At 50.5% G+C, this 14,547-nt stretch carries 25 protein-coding genes; 24 read left to right on the top strand and 1 reads right to left on the bottom strand.

All coding sequences use genetic code 11. The annotated features are described in order from the left end of the window. The first annotated feature begins 102 nt into the window (after positions 1-102). From AC3WS9_RS20205 to bfr, 10 genes are all read left to right on the top strand, one after another. On the top strand, positions 103-825 hold the full coding sequence (locus tag AC3WS9_RS20205) for a helix-turn-helix transcriptional regulator (RefSeq protein ID WP_095283676.1): 723 nt from the start codon (positions 103-105) through the stop codon (positions 823-825). Then, positions 825-1,211 carry a sulfurtransferase complex subunit TusD gene (gene tusD, locus AC3WS9_RS20200; RefSeq protein ID WP_492490124.1) on the top strand — a complete coding sequence of 129 codons (387 nt, stop codon included), beginning with the start codon at positions 825-827 and terminating at the stop codon, positions 1,209-1,211. Before AC3WS9_RS20205 ends, tusD begins: the two co-directional genes overlap by 1 nt. Then, complete coding sequence (tusC, locus tag AC3WS9_RS20195) at positions 1,211-1,570, top strand: sulfurtransferase complex subunit TusC (protein WP_492490123.1); 360 nt, start codon at positions 1,211-1,213, stop codon at positions 1,568-1,570. Before tusD ends, tusC begins: the two co-directional genes overlap by 1 nt. 7 nt (positions 1,571-1,577) lie before the next feature. Further along, the gene (tusB, locus tag AC3WS9_RS20190) at positions 1,578-1,865 is read left to right on the top strand and encodes a sulfurtransferase complex subunit TusB (RefSeq protein WP_282493483.1); all 288 of its coding nucleotides are present in this window, start codon (positions 1,578-1,580) and stop codon (positions 1,863-1,865) included. A gap of 123 nt (positions 1,866-1,988) precedes the next feature. Further along, complete coding sequence (gene rpsL / locus AC3WS9_RS20185) at positions 1,989-2,363, top strand: 30S ribosomal protein S12 (RefSeq protein ID WP_000246815.1); 375 nt, start codon at positions 1,989-1,991, stop codon at positions 2,361-2,363. Positions 2,364-2,459: 96 nt separating this feature from the next. Further along, on the top strand, positions 2,460-2,930 hold the full coding sequence (gene rpsG, locus AC3WS9_RS20180) for a 30S ribosomal protein S7 (protein ID WP_004106370.1): 471 nt from the start codon (positions 2,460-2,462) through the stop codon (positions 2,928-2,930). Between the two features lie 95 nt (positions 2,931-3,025). Beyond that, on the top strand, positions 3,026-5,140 hold the full coding sequence (fusA, locus tag AC3WS9_RS20175; RefSeq protein ID WP_282493482.1) for an elongation factor G: 2,115 nt from the start codon (positions 3,026-3,028) through the stop codon (positions 5,138-5,140). A 68-nt stretch (positions 5,141-5,208) separates the two neighbouring features. Then, positions 5,209-6,393 carry an elongation factor Tu gene (tuf, locus tag AC3WS9_RS20170; RefSeq protein ID WP_324723110.1) on the top strand — a complete coding sequence of 395 codons (1,185 nt, stop codon included), beginning with the start codon at positions 5,209-5,211 and terminating at the stop codon, positions 6,391-6,393. A gap of 183 nt (positions 6,394-6,576) precedes the next feature. Beyond that, positions 6,577-6,771, top strand: coding sequence for a bacterioferritin-associated ferredoxin (gene bfd / locus AC3WS9_RS20165; RefSeq protein WP_059180778.1), 195 nt, complete (start codon positions 6,577-6,579; stop codon positions 6,769-6,771). 72 nt (positions 6,772-6,843) lie between these two features. After that, positions 6,844-7,320 (top strand): bacterioferritin, encoded by a 477-nt coding sequence (gene bfr, locus AC3WS9_RS20160; RefSeq protein WP_095283671.1) that lies wholly within the window; start codon positions 6,844-6,846, stop codon positions 7,318-7,320. Here the strand turns inward: bfr and AC3WS9_RS20155 are convergent. Next, positions 7,304-7,777 carry a prepilin peptidase gene (locus tag AC3WS9_RS20155; RefSeq protein ID WP_282491536.1) on the bottom strand — a complete coding sequence of 158 codons (474 nt, stop codon included), beginning with the start codon at positions 7,775-7,777 and terminating at the stop codon, positions 7,304-7,306. The genes bfr and AC3WS9_RS20155 overlap by 17 nt on opposite strands. Before the next feature lie 386 nt (positions 7,778-8,163). Here AC3WS9_RS20155 and rpsJ point away from each other — a divergent pair, with 386 nt between their 5' ends. From rpsJ to rplE, 14 genes are all read left to right on the top strand, one after another. Next, positions 8,164-8,475, top strand: coding sequence for a 30S ribosomal protein S10 (gene rpsJ, locus AC3WS9_RS20150; RefSeq protein ID WP_001181005.1), 312 nt, complete (start codon positions 8,164-8,166; stop codon positions 8,473-8,475). 32 nt (positions 8,476-8,507) lie between these two features. Next, positions 8,508-9,137: a 50S ribosomal protein L3 gene (rplC, locus tag AC3WS9_RS20145; RefSeq protein WP_016538466.1), complete on the top strand. Its 630-nt coding sequence runs from the start codon at positions 8,508-8,510 to the stop codon at positions 9,135-9,137. A gap of 10 nt (positions 9,138-9,147) precedes the next feature. Further along, on the top strand, positions 9,148-9,753 hold the full coding sequence (rplD, locus tag AC3WS9_RS20140) for a 50S ribosomal protein L4 (protein ID WP_003031119.1): 606 nt from the start codon (positions 9,148-9,150) through the stop codon (positions 9,751-9,753). Then, on the top strand, positions 9,750-10,052 hold the full coding sequence (gene rplW / locus AC3WS9_RS20135) for a 50S ribosomal protein L23 (protein ID WP_004868363.1): 303 nt from the start codon (positions 9,750-9,752) through the stop codon (positions 10,050-10,052). The genes rplD and rplW overlap by 4 nt, the downstream gene beginning before the upstream one ends. A gap of 17 nt (positions 10,053-10,069) precedes the next feature. Next, positions 10,070-10,891 carry a 50S ribosomal protein L2 gene (gene rplB, locus AC3WS9_RS20130; RefSeq protein ID WP_000301869.1) on the top strand — a complete coding sequence of 274 codons (822 nt, stop codon included), beginning with the start codon at positions 10,070-10,072 and terminating at the stop codon, positions 10,889-10,891. Between the two features lie 16 nt (positions 10,892-10,907). Then, entirely contained in the window at positions 10,908-11,186 is a 279-nt protein-coding gene (gene rpsS / locus AC3WS9_RS20125) for a 30S ribosomal protein S19 (RefSeq protein WP_001138115.1), read from the top strand. Positions 11,187-11,200: 14 nt separating this feature from the next. Continuing rightward, complete coding sequence (rplV, locus tag AC3WS9_RS20120; RefSeq protein ID WP_002919773.1) at positions 11,201-11,533, top strand: 50S ribosomal protein L22; 333 nt, start codon at positions 11,201-11,203, stop codon at positions 11,531-11,533. Between the two features lie 17 nt (positions 11,534-11,550). After that, positions 11,551-12,252: a 30S ribosomal protein S3 gene (gene rpsC / locus AC3WS9_RS20115; protein WP_000529945.1), complete on the top strand. Its 702-nt coding sequence runs from the start codon at positions 11,551-11,553 to the stop codon at positions 12,250-12,252. Between the two features lie 12 nt (positions 12,253-12,264). Continuing rightward, positions 12,265-12,675 carry a 50S ribosomal protein L16 gene (gene rplP / locus AC3WS9_RS20110; protein WP_002919759.1) on the top strand — a complete coding sequence of 137 codons (411 nt, stop codon included), beginning with the start codon at positions 12,265-12,267 and terminating at the stop codon, positions 12,673-12,675. Next, positions 12,675-12,866 carry a 50S ribosomal protein L29 gene (gene rpmC / locus AC3WS9_RS20105; protein ID WP_032614707.1) on the top strand — a complete coding sequence of 64 codons (192 nt, stop codon included), beginning with the start codon at positions 12,675-12,677 and terminating at the stop codon, positions 12,864-12,866. The genes rplP and rpmC overlap by 1 nt, the downstream gene beginning before the upstream one ends. Continuing rightward, positions 12,866-13,120, top strand: coding sequence for a 30S ribosomal protein S17 (gene rpsQ / locus AC3WS9_RS20100; protein ID WP_006817275.1), 255 nt, complete (start codon positions 12,866-12,868; stop codon positions 13,118-13,120). Before rpmC ends, rpsQ begins: the two co-directional genes overlap by 1 nt. Positions 13,121-13,286: 166 nt before the next feature. Further along, positions 13,287-13,658, top strand: coding sequence for a 50S ribosomal protein L14 (gene rplN, locus AC3WS9_RS20095; protein ID WP_015960712.1), 372 nt, complete (start codon positions 13,287-13,289; stop codon positions 13,656-13,658). Between the two features lie 10 nt (positions 13,659-13,668). Then, entirely contained in the window at positions 13,669-13,983 is a 315-nt protein-coding gene (rplX, locus tag AC3WS9_RS20090; protein WP_016538464.1) for a 50S ribosomal protein L24, read from the top strand. A gap of 14 nt (positions 13,984-13,997) precedes the next feature. Beyond that, a complete protein-coding gene (gene rplE / locus AC3WS9_RS20085; RefSeq protein ID WP_015960710.1) occupies positions 13,998-14,537 on the top strand; it encodes a 50S ribosomal protein L5 in 540 nt (179 codons plus the stop codon). The last annotated feature ends 10 nt before the right edge of the window (positions 14,538-14,547 follow it).

Raw genomic sequence — 14,547 nt, 5'->3', positions numbered from 1 at the left:
ACTGGAAAGCGTTACCTACGCTGTATTAATTTAGTTGTCCGTGTAAATATGAGCCTGCCCTGACAACCTAATGACAGGCTCCTGAAAAGGAGTGTTTTTTTCATGTCCAGGTCGCTTTTAACCAACGAAACCAGTGAACTCGATTTGCTGGATCAACGTCCTTTCGACCAGACCGACTTCGATATTCTCAAATCCTACGAAGCGGTGGTGGACGGGTTAGCGATGCTCATTGGCTCCCACTGCGAAATCGTATTGCACTCCCTGCAAGATCTGAAATGTTCCGCCATCCGCATTGCTAATGGTGAGCACACTGGCCGTAAAATTGGATCGCCAATTACCGACCTTGCACTGCGTATGCTGCACGACATGACCGGCGCGGACAGCAGCGTCTCCAAATGCTATTTTACTCGTGCCAAAAGCGGCGTTCTGATGAAGTCAGAAACGATCGCCATCCGTAACCGCGACCACCGCGTCATCGGGCTGCTGTGTATCAACATCAACCTTGATGTGCCCTTCTCCCAAATCATGAGCACCTTTGTTCCGCCTGAAACGCCGGAAGTGAACTCGTCAGTGAACTTTGCTTCCTCGGTGGAAGACCTCGTCACTCAGACGCTGGAGTTCACCATCGAAGAGGTGAATGCCGATCGCAACGTATCGAACAACGCCAAGAACCGCCAGATCGTGCTGAACCTCTATGAGAAAGGTATTTTCGATATTAAGGATGCGATTAACCAGGTGGCCGATCGCCTGAACATCTCCAAGCACACGGTTTATCTGTACATCCGCCAGTTCAAAAGCGGTGATTTTCTGGGACAAGAGAAGTAATGCGTTTTGCCATCATGGTGACGGGGCCGGCTTACGGTACTCAGCAGGCCAGTAGCGCTTTGCAATTCGCCGAGGCGTTGTTGGCTGCCGGGCATCAGCTGGAGAGCGTTTTTTTCTATCGCGAAGGGGTCTACAACGCGAATCAGTTGACCTCACCGGCGTCGGATGAGTTTGATCTGGTGCGCGCCTGGCAGAAGCTTAACGAGCAGCAGGGCGTCGAACTGCACATCTGCGTGGCGGCGGCCTTGCGTCGCGGCGTGACGGATAACGCAGAAGCTGAGCGTCTCGGTCTTGCGGCGTCGAATCTCCAGCCTGGATTTTCTCTGAGTGGATTAGGGGCGCTGGCGCAAGCGGCACTGACCTGCGATCGGATGGTGCAATTCTGATGAACCGCATTGCATTTGTATTTACTTCCGCCCCTCACGGCAGCGCGGCGGGCAGGGAAGGGCTGGATGCGCTTCTCGCGACTTCGGCGTTGACGGAAGATATCGGCGTGTTCTTTATCGGTGATGGCGTGTTCCAGATTCTGGCCGGGCAACAGCCTCAGCAGATTCTGGCGCGAGACTATATTGCGACCTTTAAAGTTTTACCGCTTTACGACATTGAGACATTCTGGGTTTGTGCGGCCTCTTTAAAAGAGCGCGGGCTGGATGAAAACAGCGCCATGGTGCTGGACGCCACCATCATTTCCCCACAAGCGTTACGCGAACAACTCTCCCATTATCAAACTGTTCTGACTTTCTGAGGCCATCATGCTCCATACCTTGCGCCACTCCCCGTGGCAGTGCGACATCGAAGGGTTACTGAGAATGCTGGGCGAAGGCGACGATCTGTTGCTGATCCAGGACGGTGTTCTGGCCGCAATTGAGGGCAGCCGCTTTGTTGAAATTCTCAACAATGCCCCCATTACTGTCTCTGCGCTAAAGGAAGACATTGCTGCCCGTGGCCTTGTTGGTCAAATTTCAGCCAAAATCGACGCGGTTAGCTATACTGATTTCGTCAATCTGACGGTGAAACACGCCACTCAAATGAGTTGGTGAGGCGAGATCGCTGTATATTTCTTGACACCTTTTCGGCGTGGCCCTAAAATTTCGCGTCCTCATATTGTATGAGGCGATTTATTACGTGTTTACGAAGCAAAAGCTAAAACCAGGAGCTATTTAATGGCAACAGTTAACCAGCTGGTACGCAAACCACGCGCTCGCAAAGTTGCAAAAAGCAACGTGCCTGCGCTGGAAGCCTGCCCGCAGAAACGTGGCGTATGTACTCGTGTATATACCACCACTCCTAAGAAACCAAACTCCGCACTGCGTAAAGTATGCCGTGTGCGTTTGACCAACGGTTTTGAAGTGACTTCCTACATCGGTGGTGAAGGTCACAACCTGCAGGAACACTCCGTGATCCTGATCCGTGGCGGTCGTGTAAAAGACCTTCCGGGTGTTCGTTATCACACCGTTCGTGGTGCGCTCGACTGCTCCGGCGTTAAAGACCGTAAGCAAGCTCGCTCCAAGTATGGCGTGAAGCGTCCTAAGGCTTAATGGTTCTCCGTTAAGTAAGGCCAAACTGATTTATCTTAATGTCAAACTAAACTCTTTGAGTTTTGGACAATCCTGAATTAACAACGGAGTATTCCCATGCCACGTCGTCGCGTCATTGGTCAGCGTAAAATCCTTCCAGATCCTAAGTTCGGATCAGAACTGCTGGCAAAATTTGTAAATATCCTGATGGTAGATGGTAAAAAATCTACTGCAGAAGCAATCGTATACAGCGCGCTGGAGACCCTGGCTCAGCGTTCTGGTAAAAATGAACTGGAAGCTTTCGAAGTCGCTCTCGACAACGTTCGCCCAACTGTAGAAGTTAAGTCCCGCCGCGTTGGTGGTTCTACTTATCAGGTTCCAGTTGAAGTTCGTCCGGTTCGTCGTAATGCTCTGGCAATGCGTTGGATCGTTGAAGCTGCTCGTAAACGCGGTGATAAATCCATGGCTCTGCGTCTGGCGAACGAACTTTCTGATGCTGCAGACAACAAAGGTACTGCAGTTAAGAAACGTGAAGACGTTCACCGTATGGCAGAAGCCAACAAGGCGTTCGCACACTACCGTTGGTAATCCCTTCGGAGTCATAGTCACCAGGCGGGCGCTTCAGAGAAGCCGCCCGCTCTGGGTTACTTAACTGAACGCCAAAGAATCAAACGAGGAATCAAATGGCTCGTACAACACCCATCGCACGCTACCGTAACATCGGTATCAGTGCGCACATCGACGCCGGTAAAACCACTACTACCGAACGTATTCTGTTCTACACCGGTGTAAACCATAAAATCGGTGAAGTTCATGACGGCGCAGCCACCATGGACTGGATGGAACAGGAGCAGGAGCGTGGTATTACCATCACCTCCGCAGCGACTACTGCATTCTGGTCAGGTATGGCTAAGCAGTATGAACCGCATCGCGTAAACATCATCGACACCCCGGGCCACGTTGACTTCACTATCGAAGTTGAACGTTCCATGCGTGTTCTTGATGGTGCAGTAATGGTTTACTGCGCAGTTGGTGGTGTTCAGCCACAGTCTGAAACCGTATGGCGTCAGGCTAATAAATACAAAGTTCCACGCATCGCGTTCGTTAACAAAATGGACCGTATGGGTGCTAACTTCCTGAAAGTTGTTGGTCAGATCAAAACCCGTCTGGGCGCGACTCCGGTTCCGCTGCAGCTGGCAATTGGTGCTGAAGAAGGTTTCACCGGTGTTGTTGACCTGGTGAAAATGAAAGCCATCAACTGGAACGAAGAAGATGCAGGCGTCACCTTCGTTTATGAAGATATCCCAGCAGACATGCAGGCACTGGCCGAAGAATGGCACCAGAACCTGATCGAGTCCGCTGCAGAAGCTTCAGAAGAGCTGATGGAGAAATACCTGGGTGGTGAAGAACTGACTGAAGAAGAGATCAAGAAAGCTCTGCGTCAGCGCGTTCTGAACAACGAAATCATCCTGGTAACCTGTGGTTCTGCGTTCAAGAACAAAGGTGTTCAGGCAATGCTGGATGCGGTAATTGATTACCTGCCATCCCCAGTAGATGTTCCTGCGATCAACGGTATCCTGGACGACGGTAAAGACACTCCGGCTGAACGTCACGCAAGTGATGAAGAGCCGTTTGCTGCACTGGCGTTCAAAATCGCTACCGACCCGTTCGTGGGTAACCTGACGTTCTTCCGCGTGTACTCTGGCGTGGTTAACTCCGGTGACACCATCCTGAACTCCGTGAAAGCGGCACGTGAGCGTTTCGGTCGTATCGTACAGATGCACGCGAACAAACGTGAAGAGATCAAAGAAGTTCGTGCGGGCGACATCGCTGCTGCAATCGGTCTGAAAGACGTGACTACTGGTGACACCCTGTGTAACCCAGATCACCCGATCATTCTGGAGCGTATGGAGTTCCCAGAGCCGGTAATCTCTATCGCCGTTGAACCGAAAACCAAAGCTGACCAGGAAAAAATGGGTCTGGCTCTGGGCCGTCTGGCTAAAGAAGACCCATCATTCCGCGTATGGACTGATGAAGAATCTAACCAGACCATCATCGCTGGTATGGGTGAACTGCACCTCGACATCATCGTTGACCGTATGAAGCGTGAATTCAACGTTGAAGCTAACGTGGGTAAACCTCAGGTTGCTTACCGCGAAGCGATTCGTGCGAAAGTTACCGATGTTGAAGGTAAACACGCTAAGCAGTCTGGTGGTCGTGGTCAGTACGGTCATGTTGTTATCGACATGTACCCACTGGAGCCGGGCTCAAATCCGAAAGGTTACGAGTTCATCAACGACATCAAAGGTGGTGTAATTCCTGGCGAATACATCCCTGCCGTTGATAAAGGCATCCAGGAGCAGCTGAAGTCTGGTCCACTGGCTGGTTATCCGGTAGTAGATCTGGGTGTGCGTCTGCACTTCGGTTCTTACCATGACGTTGACTCCTCTGAACTGGCGTTTAAACTGGCCGCTTCTATCGCCTTCAAAGATGGCTTTAAGAAAGCGAAACCAGTTCTGCTTGAGCCTATCATGAAGGTTGAAGTTGAGACTCCGGAAGAGAACACTGGTGATGTCATCGGTGACCTTAGCCGTCGTCGTGGTCAGCTGAAAGGTCAGGAATCTAACGCTACTGGCGTTCAGATTCATGCTGAAGTTCCGTTGTCTGAAATGTTCGGATACGCAACTCAGCTGCGTTCTCTGACCAAAGGTCGTGCGTCTTACTCCATGGAATTCCTGAAGTATGATGATGCGCCTAACAACGTTGCTCAGGCCGTAATCGAAGCCCGCGGCAAATAAGCCCCGGGGTTAAAAACCAAAATCCCGTGTCCCCTCGGTGAGGGGGCACTATAGTAAGGAATATAGCCGTGTCTAAAGAAAAATTTGAACGTACAAAACCGCACGTCAACGTTGGTACTATCGGCCACGTTGACCACGGTAAAACTACCCTGACTGCTGCAATCACTACCGTTCTGGCTAAAACCTACGGTGGTTCTGCTCGTGCATTCGACCAGATCGATAACGCACCAGAAGAAAAAGCTCGTGGTATCACCATCAACACTTCCCACGTTGAATATGACACCCCGACTCGCCACTACGCACACGTAGACTGCCCGGGCCACGCCGACTATGTTAAAAACATGATCACCGGTGCTGCTCAGATGGATGGCGCAATCCTGGTTGTTGCTGCGACTGACGGCCCTATGCCTCAGACTCGTGAGCACATCCTGCTGGGTCGTCAGGTTGGCGTTCCTTTCATCATCGTGTTCCTGAACAAATGCGACATGGTTGATGACGAAGAGCTGCTGGAACTGGTAGAAATGGAAGTTCGTGAACTTCTGTCCCAGTACGACTTCCCAGGTGATGATACTCCAATCATCCGTGGTTCTGCTCTGAAAGCGCTGGAAGGCGAAGCAGAGTGGGAAGCTAAAATCGTTGAGCTGGCTGGCTTCCTGGATTCTTACATCCCAGAACCAGAGCGTGCGATTGACAAGCCGTTCCTGCTGCCTATCGAAGACGTATTCTCCATCTCCGGCCGTGGTACTGTAGTTACCGGTCGTGTAGAGCGCGGTATCGTTAAAGTTGGCGAAGAAGTTGAAATCGTTGGTATCAAAGAGACTGCTAAGTCTACCTGTACTGGCGTTGAAATGTTCCGCAAACTGCTGGACGAAGGCCGTGCTGGTGAGAACGTTGGTGTTCTGCTGCGTGGTATCAAACGTGAAGAAATCGAACGTGGTCAGGTACTGGCTAAGCCAGGCTCTATCAAGCCGCACACCAAATTCGAATCTGAAGTTTACATCCTGTCCAAAGATGAAGGCGGCCGTCATACTCCGTTCTTCAAAGGCTACCGTCCACAGTTCTACTTCCGTACAACTGACGTGACCGGTACCATCGAACTGCCAGAAGGCGTTGAGATGGTAATGCCAGGCGACAACATCAAAATGGTTGTTACCCTGATCCACCCAATCGCGATGGATGACGGTCTGCGTTTCGCAATCCGTGAAGGCGGCCGTACTGTTGGTGCAGGCGTTGTTGCTAAAGTTCTGAGCTAATTACTCGTTAATTAGTTTTGAATAAAAAAGGGCGCTTCGGCGCCCTTTTTGCTTTTTGAATTTATTGCCTGTCACAATTATTCGCATTTTTTGTTCGCTCCCGGCCCGTCTCTCCACGCATGTGCTATTGTAATCATAATTATTCTCACTTACACTTTGATCATAAATTGAGCGGGAGTTTTTATGTACGTTTGTTTGTGTAATGGTGTGAGTGACAAAAAAATACGTCAGGCCGTTCGCCAGTTTCACCCTCAGTCTTTCCAACAGCTTCGTAAGTTTGTTCCGGTAGGAAATCAATGCGGTAAGTGCGTGCGCGCAGCGCGAGAGATAATGCAGGACGAATTGATGCAGATCCCGGAATACAAAGAGATCGCCTGACAGGCTATCTTTTTTTTGACATCCCTGTAGCCCCATCTACGCTTCAATAAGTGGAAGCGGAGGGACTATATAATGAAAGGTGATGTTAAAATCATAAGTTATCTCAATAAATTATTGGGAAATGAGCTTGTCGCAATCAATCAGTATTTTCTCCATGCGAGAATGTTCAAAAATTGGGGCCTGACACGCCTCAACGATGTTGAATACCATGAATCCATCGATGAGATGAAACATGCCGATAAATACATCGAGCGTATTTTATTTCTTGAAGGCATTCCGAATTTGCAGGATCTCGGCAAGCTCGGCATTGGTGAAGATGTCGAAGAGATGCTGCAGTCCGACCTCAGGCTTGAGCTTGAAGGTGCGAAAGATCTTCGAGAAGCCATCGCTTACGCCGACAGCGTTCATGACTATGTCAGTCGCGATATGATGATCACGATTCTGGCAGATGAAGAGGGCCATATCGACTGGCTGGAAACCGAGCTGGACCTCATCGGTAAAATTGGATTGCAAAACTACCTGCAGTCTCAGATCAAAGTGGCAGACTGATTAAACTCTGCCAGCCCGCCAATAAACCTGCTGCCGCCATAAAAGGGCCAAACGGTAGCGGGTTTTTATGTATCTGTTTACCCGGATTGCGCAGCACCTGAATGAGCACATAGCTCGTGGCCAACAGTGCCGCTGCGAGTACCATCGCAGGAAGTACGCACCAGCCGTGCCAGGCACCCAGGGCAGCAAGGTATTTCACATCCCCATATCCAAGCCCTTCTTTTTTGAACACCGTCCGAAATCCCCAGTAAACGCAGGCAAAGCCAAGGTATCCCGCCATTGCACCCACAACAGCACTGGCGAGGAAATCAGGATGGTTAACAAGATGGAAAAGCAGTCCCGTCCAAAGCAATGGACAGAGGTATTTGTCCGGCAACAGCCCGGAACGAATATCCGCGCGAATCAGAAGACAGGTCAACAGGGTGTAAATCATCAGAAAGGGGAGAGCCGCTAGCATGATGTAAGCCTCTAAAGTTATCGCTGCGTCATCCTCTTCTCTGAGTTTCAACCGGACAACCCGCAAATTTGACCTCTGCGTAGCGCATTCCAGTGAATCCTCTTTGCCTGTGATGGTTTGCAGTAAACTGTCGAGGCGCTACGCAAAACCCGCCCCTGGAGTCTGTTTTATAAACGGCACTTGCGTTGTGTTCAGATTTACGTATAATGCGCGGGCTTGTCGTAATTGACAGCTGGTTCAATCTGAACCTGAGTAACACTGTTTTTCGTTACTCAACAATGCTCCCAATTGGGGGGCTACGTAAGAACGGTTACACTCTCCCATCAATCGTAATGGGTTTGAGTAGTAATCATTTTCGTTTATAAAATAATTGGAGCTCTGGTCTCATGCAGAACCAAAGAATCCGTATCCGCCTGAAAGCGTTTGATCATCGTCTTATCGATCAATCAACCGCGGAAATCGTCGAGACTGCTAAGCGCACTGGTGCGCAAGTCCGTGGTCCGATCCCGCTGCCGACCCGCAAAGAGCGCTTTACCGTTCTGATCTCTCCGCACGTTAACAAAGACGCGCGTGATCAGTACGAGATCCGCACTCACAAGCGTCTGGTTGACATCGTTGAGCCAACTGAGAAAACCGTTGATGCTCTGATGCGTCTGGATCTGGCTGCCGGTGTAGACGTGCAGATCAGCCTGGGTTGATCAGGTCATCGAGCGATTGAGAGGTTGAAACAATGATTGGTTTAGTCGGTAAAAAAGTGGGTATGACCCGCATCTTCACTGAAGATGGCGTTTCTATCCCAGTAACCGTAATCGAAGTTGAAGCAAACCGCGTTACTCAGGTTAAAGACCTGGCTAACGATGGCTACCGTGCTGTTCAGGTTACTACCGGTGCTAAAAAAGCTAACCGTGTAACCAAGCCGGAAGCTGGTCACTTCGCTAAAGCTGGCGTTGAAGCTGGCCGTGGTCTGTGGGAATTCCGTCTTGCTGAAGGCGAAGAGTTCACCGTAGGTCAGGACATTAGCGTTGAGCTGTTTGCTGAAGTTAAAAAAGTTGACGTAACCGGTACCTCTAAAGGTAAAGGTTTTGCTGGTACCGTTAAGCGCTGGAACTTCCGTACCCAGGACGCTACCCACGGTAACTCCTTGTCTCACCGCGTTCCGGGTTCTATCGGTCAGAACCAGACTCCGGGCAAAGTGTTCAAAGGCAAGAAAATGGCAGGTCAGCTGGGTAACGAACGTGTAACTGTTCAGAGCCTGGACGTAGTACGTGTTGACGCTGAGCGCAACCTGCTGCTGGTTAAAGGTGCTGTTCCCGGTGCAACCGGTAGCGACCTGATCGTTAAACCAGCTGTGAAGGCGTAAGGGGATAGCAATGGAATTAGTATTGAAAGACGCGCAGAGCGCGCTGACTGTTTCCGAAACTACCTTCGGTCGTGATTTCAACGAAGCGCTGGTTCACCAGGTTGTTGTTGCTTATGCAGCTGGTGCTCGTCAGGGTACTCGTGCTCAGAAGACTCGTGCTGAAGTAACTGGTTCCGGCAAAAAGCCGTGGCGCCAGAAAGGTACCGGCCGTGCGCGTTCAGGTTCTATCAAGAGCCCGATCTGGCGTTCCGGTGGCGTGACCTTCGCTGCTCGCCCGCAGGACCACAGTCAAAAAGTAAACAAAAAGATGTACCGCGGCGCGCTGAAAAGCATCCTGTCCGAACTGGTACGTCAGGATCGTCTGATCGTTGTCGAATCATTCTCTGTTGAAGCGCCTAAAACTAAGCTGCTGGCACAGAAACTGAAAGACATGGCTCTGGAAGATGTGCTGATCATCACCGGTGAGCTGGACGAGAACCTGTTCCTGGCTGCGCGCAACCTGCACAAGGTTGACGTACGCGATGCAACTGGTATCGACCCGGTTAGCCTGATCGCCTTCGACAAAGTCGTAATGACTGCTGATGCTGTTAAGCAAGTTGAGGAGATGCTGGCATGATTCGTGAAGAACGTCTGCTGAAGGTGCTTCGCGCACCGCACGTTTCTGAAAAAGCGTCTGCTGCGATGGAAAAAACAAATACCATCGTTCTCAAAGTTGCTAAAGACGCGACCAAAGCAGAAATCAAAGCTGCTGTGCAGAAACTGTTTGAAGTCGAAGTCGAAGTCGTTAACACCCTGGTAGTTAAAGGGAAAGTTAAACGTCACGGACAGCGTATCGGTCGTCGTAGCGACTGGAAAAAAGCTTACGTCACCCTGAAGGAAGGCCAGAATCTGGACTTCGTCGGCGGCGCTGAGTAAGTCGGAGGAGTAATACAATGGCAGTTGTTAAATGTAAACCGACATCTCCGGGTCGTCGCCACGTCGTTAAAGTGGTCAACCCAGAGCTGCACAAGGGCAAACCTTTTGCTCCGCTGGTTGAAAAAAACAGCAAATCCGGTGGTCGTAACAACAATGGCCGTATCACCACTCGTCACATCGGTGGTGGTCACAAGCAGGCTTACCGTATTGTTGACTTCAAACGCAACAAAGACGGTATCCCGGCAGTTGTTGAGCGTCTTGAGTACGATCCGAACCGTTCCGCGAACATCGCGCTGGTTCTGTACAAAGATGGCGAACGCCGTTACATCCTGGCCCCTAAAGGCCTGAAAGCTGGCGACCAGATTCAGTCTGGCGTTGATGCTGCAATCAAAGCAGGTAACACCCTGCCGATGCGCAATATCCCGGTTGGTTCTACCGTTCATAACGTAGAAATGAAACCAGGTAAAGGCGGTCAGCTGGCACGTTCCGCTGGTACTTACGTTCAGATCGTTGCTCGCGATGGTGCTTATGTCACCCTGCGTCTGCGTTCTGGTGAAATGCGTAAAGTCGAAGCAGACTGCCGTGCAACTCTGGGCGAAGTTGGCAATGCTGAGCATATGCTGCGTGTTCTGGGTAAAGCAGGTGCTGCACGCTGGCGTGGTGTTCGTCCTACCGTTCGCGGTACTGCGATGAACCCAGTCGACCACCCACATGGTGGTGGTGAAGGTCGTAACTTTGGTAAGCACCCTGTAACACCATGGGGCGTTCAGACCAAAGGTAAGAAGACCCGCAGCAACAAGCGTACTGATAAATTTATCGTACGTCGCCGTAGCAAATAATTTTAGAGGATAAGCCATGCCACGTTCTCTCAAGAAAGGTCCTTTTATTGACCTGCACTTGCTGAAGAAGGTAGAGAAAGCGGTGGAAAGCGGAGACAAGAAGCCCCTGCGCACTTGGTCCCGTCGTTCAACGATCTTTCCTAACATGATCGGTTTGACCATCGCTGTCCATAATGGTCGTCAGCACGTTCCAGTCTTTGTTTCCGACGAAATGGTCGGTCATAAACTGGGTGAATTCGCACCGACTCGTACTTATCGCGGCCACGCTGCTGATAAAAAAGCGAAGAAGAAATAAGGTAGGAGGAAGAGATGGAAACTTTAGCTCAACATCGCCATGCTCGTTCTTCTGCTCAGAAGGTTCGCCTTGTTGCTGACCTGATTCGCGGTAAGAAAGTGTCGCAGGCCCTGGACATCCTGACCTATACCAACAAGAAAGCTGCGGTATTGGTCAAGAAAGTACTGGAATCTGCCATTGCTAACGCTGAACACAACGATGGCGCTGACATTGACGATCTGAAAGTTGCGAAAATCTTCGTAGACGAAGGCCCAAGCATGAAGCGCATTATGCCGCGTGCGAAAGGTCGTGCAGATCGCATCCTGAAGCGCACCAGCCACATTACTGTGGTTGTGTCCGATCGCTGAGACTCTGGAGACTAGCAATGGGTCAGAAAGTACATCCTAATGGTATTCGCCTGGGTATTGTAAAACCATGGAATTCAACCTGGTTTGCGAACACCAAAGAATTCGCTGACAACCTGGACAGCGATTTTAAAGTACGTCAGTACCTGACTAAGGAACTGGCTAAAGCGTCTGTATCTCGTATCGTTATCGAGCGTCCGGCTAAGAGCATTCGTGTGACTATTCACACCGCTCGCCCGGGTATCGTTATCGGTAAGAAAGGCGAAGACGTAGAAAAACTGCGCAAGGTCGTAGCGGATATCGCTGGCGTTCCTGCACAGATCAATATCGCTGAAGTTCGTAAGCCTGAACTGGACGCTAAATTGGTTGCTGACAGCATCACTTCACAGCTGGAACGTCGCGTTATGTTCCGTCGTGCTATGAAGCGTGCTGTACAGAACGCAATGCGTCTGGGCGCTAAAGGTATCAAAGTTGAAGTTAGCGGCCGTCTCGGCGGCGCGGAAATCGCACGTACCGAATGGTACCGCGAAGGTCGCGTACCGTTGCACACACTGCGTGCTGACATCGACTACAACACCTCTGAAGCGCACACCACTTACGGTGTAATCGGCGTTAAGGTATGGATCTTCAAAGGTGAGATCCTGGGTGGTATGGCTGCTGTTGAACAACCGGAAAAACCGGCTGCGCAACCTAAAAAGCAGCAGCGTAAAGGCCGTAAATAAGGAGCGTCGCTGATGTTACAACCAAAGCGTACAAAATTCCGTAAAGTGCACAAAGGCCGCAACCGTGGTCTGGCGCAGGGTACGGATGTTAGCTTCGGCACTTTCGGTCTGAAAGCTGTTGGCCGTGGTCGTCTGACTGCACGTCAGATCGAAGCAGCACGTCGTGCAATGACCCGTGCAGTTAAGCGTCAAGGTAAAATCTGGATCCGTGTATTCCCGGACAAACCAATTACCGAGAAGCCGCTGGAAGTTCGTATGGGTAAAGGTAAAGGTAACGTGGAGTATTGGGTTGCCTTGATTCAGCCGGGTAAAGTCCTTTATGAAATGGACGGCGTACCGGAAGAGCTAGCCCGTGAAGCATTCGGCCTGGCAGCAGCGAAACTGCCGATTAAAACCACCTTTGTAACTAAGACGGTGATGTAATGAAAGCAAATGAGCTGCGTGAAAAAAGCGTTGAAGAGCTGAACGCTGAGCTGCTGAACCTGCTGCGTGAGCAGTTTAACCTGCGCATGCAGGCGGCAAGTGGCCAGCTGCAACAGACTCACCTGCTGAAGCAAGTGCGTCGTGATGTTGCACGCGTTAAGACTTTACTGACTCAGAAGGCGGGTGCGTAATGACCGATAAAATCCGTACTCTGCAAGGTCGTGTTGTTAGCGACAAAATGGAGAAATCCATTGTTGTTGCTATCGAACGTATTGTGAAACACCCGATCTACGGTAAATTCATCAAGCGTACGACCAAACTGCACGTACATGACGAGAACAACGAATGCGGTATCGGTGACGTGGTTGAAATCCGCGAATGCCGTCCGCTGTCCAAGACTAAGTCCTGGACGCTGGTTCGCGTTGTAGAGAAAGCCGTTCTGTAATACAGTAAGGCCTCTCAATACGAATACACGGCTCAGTAATGGGCCGTGTATTTTTTCTACCCATATTGTAGAACCGGTGTTATAATGCCGCGCCCTCGATATGGGGCTTTTCGACGACTCTGATTTTAGGGTCTCAGGTAGTAGTTGACATTAGCGGAGCACTAAAATGATCCAAGAACAGACTATGCTGACCGTCGCCGACAACTCCGGTGCACGTCGCGTAATGTGTATCAAGGTTCTGGGTGGCTCGCACCGTCGCTACGCAGGCGTAGGCGACATCATCAAGATCACCATCAAGGAAGCAATTCCACGTGGTAAGGTCAAGAAAGGTGATGTGCTGAAAGCGGTAGTGGTGCGCACCAGGAAGGGTGTTCGTCGCCCTGACGGTTCTGTCATTCGCTTCGATGGTAATGCATGCGTTATTTTAAACAATAACAGCGAGCAGCCTATCGGCACGCGTATCTTTGGGCCGGTAACTCGTGAACTTCGTACTGAAAAGTTCATGAAAATTATCTCTCTGGCACCAGAAGTACTCTAAGGAGCGAATCATGGCAGCGAAAATCCGTCGTGATGACGAAGTTATCGTGTTAACCGGTAAAGATAAAGGTAAACGCGGTAAAGTAAAAAATGTTCTGTCTTCCGGCAAGATCATTGTTGAAGGTATCAACCTGGTTAAGAAACATCAGAAGCCGGTTCCGGCCCTGAACCAACCAGGTGGCATCGTTGAAAAAGAAGCTGCAATTCAGGTTTCTAACGTTGCACTCTTCAACGCGGCAACCGGTAAGGCTGACCGTGTAGGCTTTAGATTCGAAGACGGCAAAAAAGTCCGTTTCTTCAAGTCTAACAGCGAAACTATCAAGTAATTTGGAGTAGTACGATGGCGAAACTGCATGATTACTACAAAGACGAAGTAGTTAGCAAACTCATGACTGAGTTTAACTACAATTCTGTCATGCAAGTCCCTCGGGTCGAGAAGATCACCCTGAACATGGGTGTTGGTGAAGCGATCGCTGACAAGAAACTGCTGGATAACGCAGCAGCTGATTTGACAGCAATCTCCGGTCAAAAGCCGTTGATCACCAAAGCACGCAAATCTGTTGCAGGCTTCAAAATCCGTCAGGGCTATCCGATCGGCTGTAAAGTAACTCTGCGTGGCGAACGCATGTGGGAGTTCCTTGAGCGCCTGATCTCTATTGCTGTTCCACGTATCCGTGACTTCCGTGGCTTGTCCGCTAAGTCATTCGATGGTCGTGGTAACTACAGCATGGGTGTCCGTGAGCAGATCATCTTCCCAGAGATCGACTACGATAAAGTCGACCGCGTGCGTGGTTTGGATATTACCATTACCACTACTGCGAACTCTGACGAAGAAGGCCGTGCTCTGCTGGCTGCCTTTGACTTCCCGTTCCGCAAGTAAGGTAGGGTTA

The organism is Lelliottia sp. EB106-05-01-XG201, assembly GCF_058791735.1.
Note: the sequence above shows the minus strand (reverse complement) of the source record. Positions and strands in the feature narration are given on the sequence as shown.